Consider the following 15765-nt stretch of genomic DNA (forward strand, 5'->3'; position numbering starts at 1 on the left):
ATTCCTTTTCTTTTCTTTATAATTCTTTGAAATCAAGTAAAGGAATCAGCAATTCTGACTCTTCCTTTTCTGGAGTTTCTCCATTGTCGATCCAGCATTGTTCCTTATTGAATATAATCGGAGAAAGCGGGTGTCTTTTTGTCTCTCCATATCCTAATGTGAGATGGCTGTCGCTCAATATCATATGTGCGTTCGTGCCCCCGAATCCAAAAGAGCTGATTCCGGCTCTCAAAACCCCTTTTCTGGGACGCCATTCTTTTAAAGACGTGTTCGGAAAGAATGGCGACTGATCAAATTTAAAACGCGGATTTGGCGTTTTACAATGTAATGTCGGCGGGAGCATCTGATTTTTTATGGATAAGGCAACCTTTATAATACTCGCTATCCCCGCTGCGCTCATTAAATGTCCGAAATTCGTTTTTACGCTGCCCACTCCGCAAAATTGCGTTTCTTCCGTAACCTCCCGGAACACTTCTGTCAGCGCTTTTAATTCAATCGGATCTCCTATCATCGTTCCGGTGCCATGCGTCTCGACATAACTGAGAGTATCTGCATCAATTCCGCCTTTTTTCAGGGCTTTTTTTATCACTGCGCTTTGCGCTTTCGGATTAGGTGTTGTCATTCCCATTGTCTGTCCGTCATTATTAACCGCGGATGAGTCAATTACCGCGTAAATTCTGTCACCTTCGGCAAGGGCGTCATCAAGTCTTTTCAAAAGGACTGCGCCGCATCCCTCTCCCGGTACAAATCCATCTGCCTTCTCATCAAATGTATGACACTTTCCTTCAGGTGAAAGCGCCCGAGCCTCACTCAGCATGACGTAAGGCTTTTGATCCAGCAAAATGTCAACTCCGCCCGCAATCGCCATATCTGACTCTTTTGACATCAGGCTTTGACAAGCGAGATGGACGCTGACCAATGAGGAAGAACAAGCCGTGTCTACAACCAGATTCGGTCCTTTCAGATTAAAAAAGTGTGAGATATGCGCGCCTATGAAATTTTGTCCTATACCCACGATCGTATTTTTTGAAGGGGAACCTATTTTGGACATAAACGTCCCGGTCCGCGAACCGATGAAGACGCCGACTTCTTTGTTTGATACTTCTTCTTTTGTATAGCCGCCGTCTCTCAATGTCTGGACGCTGACCTCAAGGCATTTTTTGATTAACGGATCAAGCTCTGATGCCTCACTTTTGTTCATATTAAAAAACGCGGGATCGAAAGACTCAATATCTTGAAGAAATCCGCCCCACTTACTGATACTTTTTCCCTTTTCATAGGTGTCAGAGTAGTATGAAGAAATATCCCATCGCGACGCCGGGACTTCGCGGACACTATTTTGTCCTTTCTTCAAATTTCTCCAGAACGTTTCTGTGTCCGGAGCATCCGGAAACTCACAGCCCATTCCGATAATAGCGATTTGGTTCAGACTGGTTTGTTGCATTTGAGATCCGCTGTCCCGTACTTCGGAAGCATTTTGATTTATATGTTGCTCTTTTTTCCGAATCTCAATGTTTTCTGAATCAATTTGAGGACTGATCCCCTCACTTGCAAATAATTCGTTTAAATAGACGCCCAGTTGTGAAAAACTCGGATACTCCAGAAAAGCTGATGGTTCAATTTTTATTTGAAATGCATCTTCCGCTTTTTTGACAAGCTGAACCAGTAAGATTGAATCAACTCCGTAATCCGCAAAAGACGTTTCCTGATCTAAATTCTCGTAAGGTATTTTCAGCTCCGCGGAAAAAATCTCCATTAACTTCCTGATCATAGCTTCATTGTCTCCCTGACCAGAGATCTCTTTTTCTTCAGCATCCGGCTTATTTATAGCAGCTTGAATTCTTGTCTGAAGCAGCTGCTCCAGCTTGAATTTCTCCGGATGTGTCTTTGCCGGTATAAGGCAGGGGTATCCGTTTATCGTCATCATTTCATCCAGCATGGCAATACCTGTTTCTGTTGAGTGTGAAAGTAAACCAAGTGCTTGATATGATGGACTTGTCACCTCGCCCATCCCAATGTCCCTCCAGCTCGGCCAGTTAATTGATTGATAATATGTTCTGCCGGCTGCATGCTGATACGCCGCAAAGTAATCCATAAAAGCGTTCGCTGCGGCATAGTCACTTGTTCCGGCGCCTAATAAAGGAAAGGCGCTCGCAACAGATGAAAACAAAATGAAGAAATCAAGTTTGTCATCAATAAAAATGTCATGAAGTACCTGCATCCCCTGTACCTTTGGCTCAAATACTTCTCTTATTTCTTGATCAGATTTATGAATAAAAGCCGGATTCGAATGATTGGCTGCACCAGCGCAATGAATGACCCCGCCGACTTTGCCGAACTTCAGTCTCACCTCTGAAAAGAAGCGTTGTAATGTTTCTTTTTCCGTGAGCGGCCCGGAATACACTTCCACCTGAACTCCCTTTTGATCCAACTCATGCAGCAGTTGTAATTTCGAATAAAGAGGTGACTTTTCATCGGTGTCTTTTAACATGCCGGCTATTTTATCAGATTCCGGAAGGTCGGTTACTCCCATCAACACAAGTTTTTTGACTCCCTTGCCGGCATAATGTCTGGCAAGTTCTGCTCCGATCCCTCTTGTTCCCCCTGTAATAACCAGGGTTTGATCCGTACGGCATACCGGCAGGCCGGATAGTTTCCGGTTTATTTCCGCTGCATGTAATTTCTCGACGTATGGAATATAACGTTCACCGTTCCGGTAGCAGATTTCACTATACAGCCCGTCAGCGCAAGCTTCATCTGTGATTACCTGTCTCAGTTCCGCCGCAGTCCCGACATGCCCGTCTACATCTATTGTTTTTGATTTTATCTTTTGATACTCCGCACTCAGCATTTTATATAGTCCGGCTGTTTCGGCTCCGGCTAACGACGGCTTGTCATTCAGAAATGTCTGCAGCCCTCTGGTCACATGTAAAACGAAAAGCTGTTTACGTGTCTTTATGATTTCCTGCAGCAGTGTCAGCTTCCCGATTGTGCCGGTGTGTGCCCCGTTTTGATCACTCCGCAAATCTGACAGGTCAATCATGCCGATGATTTCCGGATTTTCTTCTATGACTGCTAGAGCCGTTTTTTTGGCTTCTCCATTCGAATGATCCCAGTTATCTGCGCAAATGACAGCGGATTCAATCAGAGGTTCTGAATCAAACAATTCGAATGCAAGCCGCTCACTTTCACTATTAGCCAGGATCATCACCTGTCCTTTCGTAAAAGCGGAAGGCGCAGCCTTTTGTTTTTTCCACGATTTTTTTAATACATCAAATGATAAGTCAATCGGTGTATGGGGCAGACTTTGCGGTACACCTGTTTTTTTCTGTTTCTGTGTTGCTTTTGCGGCAGGCACCCAATATCTGTTCCGTTCAAAAGGATATACAGGAAGAGAGATAAGCTTCGGTAATTCCGCAGTGTACATCTCTTCCCATTCAACGTCTCCTCCGTTCACCCAGTGAATGGCCATATCTCTTGCATTTTCAAAGTGAGCGGCTGACAGGGCACCCTTTTGACCAGCGCCTCGGCGGGCCTTTCCCCTATATAAACCGTTTACCTTCTGATCTGACCGCAAATACATCGTCAGCTTATTGCGAAGATCGTCAATGCTGCTAACCTCAACAGCGAGCCGCTCTTCCATAGCGTTTCTCCCGGTCTGCGAAGTGTACGCAGCATCAGCTAGTGACGTTTTTGGCTCCAGTTCTTTTATATATGCATCAATCAAGAGTCTGAGCCGTTCTTCATTTTTGGCAGAAAGCAGAATAATTTGCGTCTTGTTGCTCTGTACCGTTTCCATCTTTTCTTCATTCTTATACTCTTCGATGATAATGTGAGCATTAGATCCTCCAGCGCCGAAAGAACTGATGCCTGACCTTCTGGCTTGATTTTGCGGCGTCTCCCAATCGGTCAGTTCAGACTGCACGTAAAACGGAGTTTCCCCAAAATCAATATTAGGATTTAAGTTATCGGAATGAAGGGAAGGAGCAAGCTGTTTATATTTCATTTGCATCAGCACTTTTGTGATAGAAGCAATTCCCGCCGCAGCCTCTAGGTGTCCGATATTTGACTTAACCGAACCAATTGCACAACGATAATCGCTTTTCGAGCTGTGCAAAGCTTTGGTTAAACCTGAAATTTCAATCGGGTCTCCCAAAGATGTGCCAGTGCCATGCGCTTCAATATAACTTATGCTGTCTGCATCAATCCCCGCCTTATCAAGAGTTTCAATGATGACGTTTGCCTGCTCGCCCGGATTTGGCACAGTGTATCCGTTTGTTTTTCCGCCGTGATTTACAGATGTTCCCTTAATCACACCGTAAATCCTGTCCCCGTCAGCCTTTGCGGCAGAAAGCGATTTTAAAAGAACGGCCCCGACTCCTTCTCCCGGCACATATCCGTCTCCTCCCGCTCCAAAGCTTCTGCAGCGCCCATCGCTTGAAACAAAATGGTTTTGTGAAAGCAAAGTATATTTATCCGGGTGTAAGGATAAATTCACTCCTCCGGCAATAGCGAGGGTGGATTCTCCCCTTTTTATACTTTCACATGCAAAATGAACAGCAGAAAGTGAAGAAGAACACATTGTATCAATTGCAAGGCTGGGTCCGTGCAGGTCAAAGAAATATGACACCCGGTTTGCGATAGACGAATAAGAAGACAGGAGCGCCTGACGTTCCTCATCATCTGAAGCACCGGCTGCAAATAACTGATAGTGGCTGTAGGTGACACCGACAAATACACCTGTCTTATGCCGTTTCAACTTTTTCTTTGTGTAACCCGCATCTTCAAACGTGTGCCACGCTGTCTCTAAAAATAACCGTTCCTGAGGATCAATTAACTCGGCATCACGGGGCGAAATTGAGAAGAACAGCGGATCGAATTTATCAGCGTCTTTTATAAAACCCCCCCATTTGCTGTCATGACGGGCATTGTCACCTGTGTGATAATATTTCCGAAAATCCCAGCGCTCTTTCGGTATTTCCGTTATACAATCTTTTCCGGAAGAAATATTTTCCCAAAACTGTTCCACATCCTTCGCCATCGGGTAGCGGCCGGCTATACCGATAATCGCAATATCTTCCTCGGAAGGTGCGGATGGTATGCGGGAAACGGAAAGCTTCTCTCGTTTCGCCGGCGCCGAATGATCAATTCGCTGTTCGGCTGCCGGTAAAAACGCCTTCTTCAACTCATGATGATAGTGTTCAAGAAAATACTCTGACAGCTCTTCAACACTGCTGTATTCAAAGAAAAGAGTCTTAGACACTCTTCCAAAATATTTTTCCAGACGGGAGTTAAGACCTAAAATCGTTAGAGAATCAATTCCATAACGGTCAAATGTATCCTCGGGTAAAATACTGTCCGCCTGTCTTCCCGTTTCCGCACCGACGATCTCTGTCAAAAGACGAACCGTTTGCTTTTTCAGATCTTTTTCATTTAATTGCGGCAGATTACTGTTGTTTTCAGGCACAGTCTCTATTTCTTTATGATCCGTTGAGAGTAATTCACTTATTCTATCTTTGTCTCCGCTGATAACAGCCAGCTGAGAAGCAGAGCGGCTCATACTGTCCTGAAAAGCAGCAAGTCCTGCTTGGGCGGATAAAAGTTCCAGCCCTGCATGTCTTAAAGCTTGCAGCTCTCCCGGCCCGACTGTCATATTCCCCGCATCCCATAACGGCCAATTAATAGAAAGTGTTTTCCCGGGACGTCCTTTAATGCTTCGATACTGGGTGAATCCGTCCATACATCCGTTAGCGAAGGCGTAGTCGCTTTGACCCGCATTAGGCAGAACGGACGAAAGGGACGAAAACATAACGAAGAAATCAAGAGGCTCTTCTTCAGCTGCTTTATCCAGCCAAACGGTTCCGAATACTTTAGGCGCTATAACTTCTTCTATGCTTTCTTTCGTTTTTTTTATGATAAATGAATCTTTAACAAGTCCGGCACTGTGCAAAATTCCGTTTAATTCTCCGAATGTCTGCTTAATGTGCTTAATCAAAGCGTCCGTCTCTTTTTCCTTTGAAATATCTGCCGGGACATATAAGGCTTCAGCGCCAAGATTTTCAAGAGCGCTCAATTTTTGCGCCGTTTCACGGGAGGCCGGGGAACGGCCGGTTAATACCAGCTTGACTTCTGCCTGTTTCGCCAGATATTCCGCAAACAGATACCCGAGACCGCCGGCTCCTCCCGTAATTAAATACACACCGTTCTTTTTTACACTGAAACTATGTTTCTCCCCATCTTCTTTTTTTACTCTTTGAAGCTGCCTTTTATAATAATGCCTCGGCTCATAGCAGGTAACGTGGTTCGTCTTACATTGATTGTTCCATTCAAAAGAGATGACATCTGCAATATGCTGCTTTGTAAACGGCTCGTCAAACATTGATTTCAGCTCTGCAGCCTTACATGTGAAATTCGGATTTTCGGCCTGTACGGTCTTAAGAAAACTTTCAACCGCGTTATAAATCGGCTGAACCTCGCCCTCGGTATTTTCATACAGGTACAAAATTTCTGCTTTCGGACAAAGTTTGTTCGCCATGAAGGCCTGAAACATGTGAAACAAGGAAAACAGACTTTTATTGAGCTGCTTTCTCATTGCATCTTCTGTATTTTTGAAGAGCCCGGCAGCCAAAAAATGAATAATATGACGGGGTCTTATATTTTGAGAACGCAGAACCCCGCATAACGCATCATAATCCTCATCTTTTGCAAAGTTCATTCTAAAACGACCGTTCCGGCAATCTTCGAAACGCTCGCCGGAAGTCACGTAAATGAAAGGTGCCTCATAGCCTTCAAGCTGCCTCTTCATTACGGTATACATGCTGTCGTCTTCGCAAAAAAATAAAATTGGCTCTTTCGTATGCGGGAATTTTTCACTGCCTTTAAATTCATGTCTATCCCATACCATTTCATATAGATGGGTTTTCCCCAAGCTCTTAATTAATTCCAGCCCTTCTTCAGGCGTCAGGCTGCATTCTTTCACCTTTTTCACGATTTGCTCAATTTGCATCGTTTTTTCATTCATGGAAAAGCAACTCCTCTATCAGCTCTGACGTCTCTTTCGTATTCATCTCACCTGTTTGTGCTTTTTCAAGAAGCGACATGATTTCTCCATCTGCTGTATCTTTATTTGAGTTGTGAAGCTCAGTAACCGAGAAAGCCTCAGCCTTCTGCGCTTCATCTTTATTTAAATGAATCCAATGTCTGTTCTTGCTGAAAGGATAGAGAGGAAGAGACAGTTTAACCGGTTTGAGTTCCTCCTCATACAAGTCTTCCCAGCTGATTTCACAACCGATCGTCCACAACTGAGCCAGTTTGGCCGGCTTGTTTTGCTGAATCAGTGATTGAACATATGCATGACCTTCGGGGCCGCCGAATAAAGGAGCGTACAGACTATCAAAATCCGTTACATTTCCTTCATAAACACCTTGCAGCCTGCTCCCGTGAATGTAACCGTTTAATTTTTCAAGAAGATCTCCGGTATTCGAGCAAGTGATCGCAAGGCGGCATTCAAATGGTTCCCTTCCGGTTTGCAGCGTATATGCTATTTCTTCAAGACCGATTCCGGACTTTTCTCTAAAATTGCCGTTATGCGGTTTATCAGCTGATCGATTCCGGACGCTGCTGATATAGCGGCACAGCTCGCTCAGGGTCATTAATTCCTGAAATATATCTAGTGATATTTCTGTGCCGTACATTTGGTTTATATAAGAGATTAATTCGGAATAAGCCAACGGATCAAATCCGAATTCAGAAAGAGGTGTCTTTGCATCTATATCTGCGGTATCTAAACGCAGGATACCCGCTGCCGCTTCCCGAACCGCCTCTTGCAAATCACGTTCCTGCACCTCTTGCTGACTGAATTGAACTGATAGTTCTTCATGTAAAAACGTTGTAAACTCTTTGGCTTTAACCATCAGCCTTTCCTTTGTTTTGGCCGATAGAACAATGATTTGTTCCCGCTTGGCAGTTACTGCTTTATCTTGGCCGTATTCAAATTCTTCCACGATGACATGAGCATTTGCCCCGCCGAATCCAAAGGAACTGACTCCCGCGCGGCGCGGAATTTCATTTCCTTTTCGATCTATTAATCTGGCCCACTTCATAGTTTTATTGACAATATGAAACGGCGTTCCGCTTAATTGAATGTAAGGGTTCAGTTCCTTGACATGTAGTGTGGCAGGCAGTGTTTTATACTTCATGGATAGTAATACTTTAATCAGCCCCGGCATTCCAGAGGCGGGCTCTAAATGACCGATATTCGTTTTTACTGAACCGATGCCGCAATATTGATCATGATTCTTTCCTGAATGCGGCTCAAAAGATCCAAATGCTTTTTTCAAGCCTTCAATCTCAATCGGATCTCCCAGTTCTGTCCCGGTTCCGTGTGCTTCAATATAAGATATCGTATCAACAGGAATATCGGCATTTTTGTAAACAGACGTTAACAGTTCTGCCTGAGCTTCCGGGTTCGGAGCGGTCAATGAAGCAGATCTTCCTCCGTGATTTTCTCCGGTTCCTCTCAGAACTCCGTAAATATTGTCTCTGTCATTCATTGCCGCTTGCAATGGTTTCAATAACAGAACAGCTGCACCTTCACCGCGGACATAACCGTCGGCAAGTTTATCAAACGTCTTACACCGGCCGTCCCTAGACAAAATACCGAGTTTATCAGTATACATATGCGTGACTGGATCTAAGAGCAGCGAAACCCCGCCTGCTACCGCCAGCTCACTTTCGCCATTTTGAATCGAGCGCACAGCTCTGTGGATTGCTACAAGACTGCTTGAGCAGGCTGTATCAATGGACTCACTCGGACCTCTGAAATTAAAATAGTGGGATACACGGTTGCTGATGAGCGCCTGGCTGTTTCCGGTTCCCGCAAACGCATGCGCCCCGTCCGAATGCCTCATCAGCAGCTGGCGGTAATCATTAAATTGAATGCCCGTAAACACCCCGATATTTTTGCCAGACAGCTTTGAAGCTTTGTAACCCGCATCTTCTATCGCTTTCCAGGTTTCCTGCAAATAAATTCTGTGCTGAGGATCCATGAGTTCTGCTTCCCGCGGATTAATATTGAAAAACGCCTCATCGAATTTATCGGCATCTGTGATAAAGCCGCCCCATTTCGAATGTACTTCGCTGCTTCCTTTGCCTTCGGCGTATTTTTTCCAATCCCAGCGATCCGGGGGAATTTCCTGAATCAAATCTTTTTCATTGATTAAATTGATCCAAAACTCATCTGCATTTTTTGCTCCCGGAAAAACACAACTCATCCCGATAATGGCAACTGGCTGCTTCTCTGGATGATGGTCAGCCTGTCTTGTTGTCTTTTTTTCAAACGGAAAACTTCGCGGCGGCTTTACGGTTTTCCCGGTGGTTTTCTCGGCGTGCACTTTCCTTTTTTCAGAAATGTTTTTTTCTGCATCTGTATTCCCTTTTGCAACAGTACGTAGTTCACTGTTTAGAAATTCTGAAAGAGACTTAATATGGCTGTAAGTAAAGAAAACGGCAGGTGTCAGCTTAAGCTTGTATTTTTTATTCAGTCGGACAGCTAATGTTTTCAAACTGATAGAATCAAAGCCGAGATTACCGAAATTCTCTGCCGTATCCAGCTGTTCAATGTTAATTTTCAATAATTCCGATACCATTTGCTTCAGTTCTTCCAGGACATTGTCTGCAGACACCGGTGCTGTATAAGAAATTTCCTCTTGACGAACCGGAAGCGTATTTACTTTTTGATGCGGCAGATCTTTTTTTGCTGGTGTTGTTCCGGCATCCCCGGTAACAACCGAAATTTGCGGGCAGTCACTTGCCAAAATCGTCTCAAAAGCCGCTATCCCTTCTTCCGTTTCCAAATAATCAAACCCGGATGCAGAAAGATATGCTTCTTCAGCTTCTTTGTTTAAATGCATTCCGCCTTTACGCCACAACGGCCAGTTAATCGAAATGCTCTTGCCTTGTCTCTCTTGCCGGCGGCTCTGTTCGGATCTCCAATTTATATATTGATCTTGAAAATAATTGCCCAACGCATAATTAACCTGTCCAAAATCTCCGAAGACCGAAGAAATAGAAGAAAATACGATAAAGAAATCAAGCGGCTCATCTTTCGTTAATTCATCTAAGCATACCGTTCCTTCAATTTTAGCAGTCATGCCTTCTGAAAAATCAGTCAGATTCATCTCTGTAAATAACCGATCATCGGCATGACCAGCTGAATGAATAACACCTTGAATGGAACCCCAAGTCCGTTTCGTTTCTTCTATGACCCGTCCCATCGTCTTTTGATCTGCGGCATCAGCTTGATAATATACCGCATCTCCTCCAAGTGCCTGCAGCCGGTCAATGCTATGGCGTTTATCAGCTGTTAACGGTGACCTTCCCGTCAATACTAATTTTGCTTGATACTGAGAGGCTAAATATTTTGCAAAAATCAGGCCCAGACCGCCCAAACCGCCCGTTATGAGGTAAACCCCTTTCTGTTTCAGCAGATGAGAGTGCTCTGTATGATTGAACACATACTCCTTTAATGTCTTAATATACCTCTTGTTCTTTATATATTTAACTTCTTCCGCCTGCCGTTCCATGCCTGAAACCATTTCGTTAAGGCAAAACTCAGCCATTTTTTCAATTGATATACGTTCTGAAAAGCCGATTGACTTCACATTCTCTGCGGATGGCACCAACATATTTGCCGTTTTTAAACAGCCTGCAAGAGCGCCCGTATACGGATCATTCACGCCTTCTTTAAAAGAGTGAATAAGAAGCAAAGAATGAAGATAAAGAAAGGCGTCACTGCGGGCGCTCAGGGCTTTTAATAAATAAAAAATTGATTCCAGGCCGCTGAGAAGGTGGTCACCCGCGTAAAATGTTTCTCCCGTGTGCAAGATGACATCAGGAGAACATCCCTTTTTCTCCAATTCTTCAAATAAACGAATGTAATCTGACGTCACTTCCGGGTTTACACAGAATGTCAGCAGATTTTGATCGGTCTGCCGCTGATCCGGCGTGACGAGAATGACACGGCTGTCTGATTGATTTTTCAGAGCTTCAGCTAATGCTTCATCTTTTGCAAAGACCAGAATTGTTTTTGGCTCCCTATCTTTGATTTCAATCAGAGGGTTTTTTTGATCCCACTTATGCTCATAAAAACGTACATTTTTATTAGGCTTTTCGCCAAAAACCAGCCCGCTCAGTTCCATCAAAATCCCGCCGGCATTGTCTAATACATACACATCATAAGCCGAATCGCTTTCTCCAGTTTGTTCTGCATATACATAAACGGGTTCAGTCTCATGATCAAAAATCATACATTCTTTAATGTTTTCCGGGAGCTCTCCGGCATTTTCCCCCGCAAGGTATATGACGGCTTGATATACGCTCTCAATAACTTCCGGTTTGATTATGCACCCTTTCGGCTCGGCCTTTGCTTTTATCTTTAAAAGTACCTGTCCGTTCCTGCTGACGCAGTGCTCTGCCGCTTTCAGACTGTCACTGCAGCTGTATCCGAATTCGGCAAGCCGCTGATAAAACGCTTCGTACGGTATGCGGTCTGCATGCTGAGACAGGAACGGCTCAAGATGAATATTTCCGTTCTCGTACACTCCGCCTTCTAATTCAAGCCGCCCTGAGGAATAAATGGATGAGTCGCTCTGTTTTTCTATAGAATACGATGCACCCTGATTATCCGGGGTTAATACAATCCGGATCTGCTCATTGCTTCCGCTTTGTAACATCGGTTCTCTAAAGGAGAGCTCTGTTAATTTAATAATCGGATTCCCTGAAGCCATCGCTCCGGCAGCTCTCGCCATTTCAATCTGGCTGAGAAACGGAAACATTTCCTTGTCTTGATACTTTGTTTTTATATACAAACCGGTATCGCTTACATTGATAAGAAACTTCTGTGCTTTAAAATCAGATATATTGCATGAAATGTAAGGATGCAGATCGTTATTAACGTTCATCCGGCGGCTTCCCGTATTTTGCACATCTATTCTGCATAGCTCTTTGGCAAATGGATATCCGGGTGCTGAAATCCGTCTCAAAGTGACATCTTTATAAAGTGACGGCCAATCTACTCCGTTACCGCCAACCCAGTATTCAGCAATCTTCACAAGATCCCTATTTGCGGCTGCTTCTTCAATCTCAGCTTTGTTCATCCTTTGAGCTTCTGTTGTGTCTTTGCCGCTTGTAAAAATATGATCCATCGCGTTTCCGAGAATGTAGTCTTTCAGTCCTTTAAGCAATTCATCTCTTGTGGAGGCGATAACAGCCAATCTGTGCGGCATTTCTTCTCTGCCGGTTTGTAAAGTAAATGCTGTATTTCTAAGTGTTTCTAATGGATAATCTCTGCCTGCTATATGTTCTTTTGCGCGTTTTGCATATTCTGCCAGCCTGTCGGCATTTTTTGCAGAAAAAACAAATAAAAGCTGTTCAGGTTCTTCAGCCGCGTGAGGAGAGATAGCTTCATCCGCAAATTCTTCTAAAATAACATGGGCATTAGCTCCTCCTGCCCCGAAAGAACTGATTCCGGCACGCCTGGGAACGGATGACTCCCATTTTTCGGCACTGTCCGGTACATAAAAAGGTGTTTTTTGAAACGGTATATTTTCATTCAATTCAGCAGAATGAGTCAGTGACGGAACAATCGTTTTATGTTTCATTTGAAGAATAACTTTCGTAATGCCCGCTATGCCTGCAGCAGCCTCAAGATGTCCGATATTTGATTTAATCGATCCGATCGCGCATGTTTTCTTATCGCGTTCGGCATCTGAAAATGCTCTGGTCAGACCGGTGATTTCAATCGGATCTCCTAACGCGGTGCCTGTTCCGTGAGCTTCTATATAGCTGATGCTTTTTGGATCAATAAATCCTTTTTTTAAGGCTCTCGTAATGACCTCACTTTGAGCTTTGGGATTCGGCACGGTATACCCATTCGTCTTAGCACCGTGGTTGATGGCTGTTGCCTTAATAACTGAATAAATCTGATCACCGTCCGCAATAGCCTTTTTCACAGGTTTCAGCAGCACGGCACCTGTCCCTTCTCCCGGCACATAGCCGTCTCCTCCTGAACCGAAGCTTCTGCACCGGCCATCACTGGATAAAAATCCGCCTTGGGTCAGGAGTTCATATTTATGAGGATGAATGGATAAATTGACGCCTCCTGCAATTGCAATTTCACATTCATTCCTGATTAAACTTTCACAGGCAAAATGAACAGCCGTTAATGATGAGGAACACATCGTGTCCAAAGCAATACTTGGCCCGCTGAAATTAAAGAAGTAGGATACCCGGTTGGCGATTGATGCATACGAGGAAGAAACGGCCGCTTCGTGACCAACGCTGTACAGCTGATATTGGCCGTACATAACCCCTGCAAAAACACCGACGTTTTTTCTTTCAAGCGTTTTCTTTGCGTACCCCGCATCTTCTATGGTGTGCCAAACCGTCTCTAAAAACAGTCTCTCCTGCGGATCAATTAATTCAGCTTCGGCAGGAGAAATATTAAAGAACAACGGATCAAAATGATACACATCGTCAATAAATCCCCCCCATTTGCTTTGGTTTTTTACTTCATCGCCCGCTGCGGGCTGATAGTGCAGCCCCGAATCCCACCGATCCTTAGGTATCTCAGTTATACAGTCTTTACCGTTCAATAAGTTTTCCCACAGAGTATCAAGATCATTTGCCATCGGGTAACGTCCGCTGATACCGATAATCGCGATATCATTATCATGATACTTCTCCTGCTGCACCTGATTTTTCATCTGGATTTTCTGTTTCCCGTTAACATCGGCTGTCTGTTTATTATCTTTTTTCTTCTGAGATGGGGCGCTGCTCCCGTTTTCTCCTAACCGGAGTTTATGAAGAAGAGTATCCCTGTGCTCCTCAACGAAATACTGTGACAATTCTGCCGCAGTCTGATATTCGAATAACAGCGTTTTTGAGAGCGCGCCGAAATGTTTTTCAAGCTCATTCGTCATATTGATAATCATAACGGAATCAAGTCCGTATTTTTCCAATGCCTCTTCTGCATCTATTTTGTCCGCAGGCATCCTGAATTCTGCAGCAATCATTTTTATGATGAAATCAGATGTTTCAGCTGTCAGTTTCTCTGAATCAAATGATTCGATATTTCTCCCTGTTCCTTCATCTGCCTGAATGCTGTCTTTTCGTTCATATAATTGATGAACATGATTGTCAATTTGCTCATCTCCGTAAAATACAGTAAATTGCGAAAAACCGGAGGACAATGCGACTGCAAACGCTTCTTTACCTTCTTCTTTTTCTAAAGGATAAAAACCCGCCTTTTTCATTGTCTCTACCGTTCGTTCATCCACTTGCATGCCGACTTCTTTCCACAGCGGCCAGTTCAGAGAGAGAGAAATCTTATCAGAATGCTGGGCAGAACGCATATTCATGAAATGATCCATATAACTGTTTCCGAACGCGTAATCAGATTGCCCGACATTTCCCAACACTGCGGAAGTAGAGGAGAAGCAAATGAAAAAGTCAGGATTTTCTTTCTCAACAGCATCATTCAGCCACATCGTACCCAATACTTTCGGTCTGATTACCTGATCGAATTCCTCTCGTGACTTGTTAAGAAGGAAAGAGTCACGGATGATTCCCGCGCCCTGAATGACCCCGTTTACTTTTCCATAAGAAGTTTTGGCTTTTTTGACTACATATTCGGCTTCTTCCTTATTGGTAATATCAGCCTGAACATAAACAGCTGAAGAACCGGCATCCTCTAATCGTCTCAGCTGTTTTCTTATATGATCTGAAAGCGGAGATCTCCCCGTTAAAACAAGGCAGCATTTTGTTTGAAAAGCCAAATATTCTGCAAAGGTAAATCCTAATCCGCCCGCGCCTCCTGCGATAATATATACTCCATTTTCTCTCAGCGGCACATCACCGCTTCCGGAATTTTTTTCGGGTTCATACGTTTTGAGCTGTTTGACATAACGCTGCATGTCTTTATAACGGATCTCTACATCTGAAGGCTGGAAATCACTCAGCTCATTGCGTATGATATCAGCTGCGTGAACGGCTGCTATTGACTGCTCCATTTCAATGGTTTTTGCTGAGATTAACGGATTTTCCAGCTGCAATGTCCGCAAAAATCCGCTTGCCGCCGCGTAAAGAGGCTGTTCTCCAGAAAGATGCGAAAAATATCCATATAACAGCTTGATTGGTTTGCGGCAGTTATTTTTGAAGAGCGCCTGTTGTAGTAAAAACAAAGAATAGACTCCGCTGTCGCATTGTTCACGAATCGCTCTCTCTGTCTTTTCAAACGGCATGTCTGACCACAAATGCACCGCTTCCCGTATATCTGACTTCTCTTCTTCTATAAGCCATCCTAACAGGTTTATGTAATCTCTTTCAGAGCGGGGGTCGATTTCAAATACACCGTCCCCGGTTTTTCGAAACTCCTTCCCCGGCTTAACCAAAATAACCCTTGTATCATGCAATGCAGCAAGTTCTTTACTCACATCTTCACTTTTATCAAATAATAAAAGGCTGCCCTCACGTCGGCCGCCTTTTACATGAATGCTGAGATCTGTCCGCTGCCAGACCGTCTGATAATATATCGACTGTCCGTTAACCCCTGCGGAATGAGAACCAAGCTGCTGTATCCGCTTTACTCCTTCTTCCAAAGAAATGATGCCGCTTTCTATGTCAGAAAGTACTTTTTTTCTAATATGACGGGCTTCTTTCATAAAAACCTTCATCCCCTTTACAAATGGCACTGCCGCAAAATGATAA

The 15765-nt window shown here is 44.1% G+C and carries 2 protein-coding genes; both read right to left on the reverse strand.

The genetic code is table 11. From position 1 onward, the window contains the following. Positions 1 to 16: 16 nt before the first annotated feature. Positions 17 to 7021, reverse strand: coding sequence for an SDR family NAD(P)-dependent oxidoreductase (locus OTK50_RS02115; protein ID WP_224224231.1), 7005 nt, complete (start codon positions 7019 to 7021; stop codon positions 17 to 19). After that, entirely contained in the window at positions 7014 to 15719 is an 8706-nt protein-coding gene (locus OTK50_RS02120; protein ID WP_224224230.1) for a type I polyketide synthase, read from the reverse strand. The genes OTK50_RS02115 and OTK50_RS02120 overlap by 8 nt, the downstream gene beginning before the upstream one ends. Between the last annotated feature and the right edge of the window lie 46 nt (positions 15720 to 15765).

It is taken from the genome of Bacillus sp. NEAU-CP5 (assembly GCF_026420705.1).
GTDB lineage: Bacteria > Bacillota > Bacilli > Bacillales > Bacillaceae > Bacillus > Bacillus velezensis.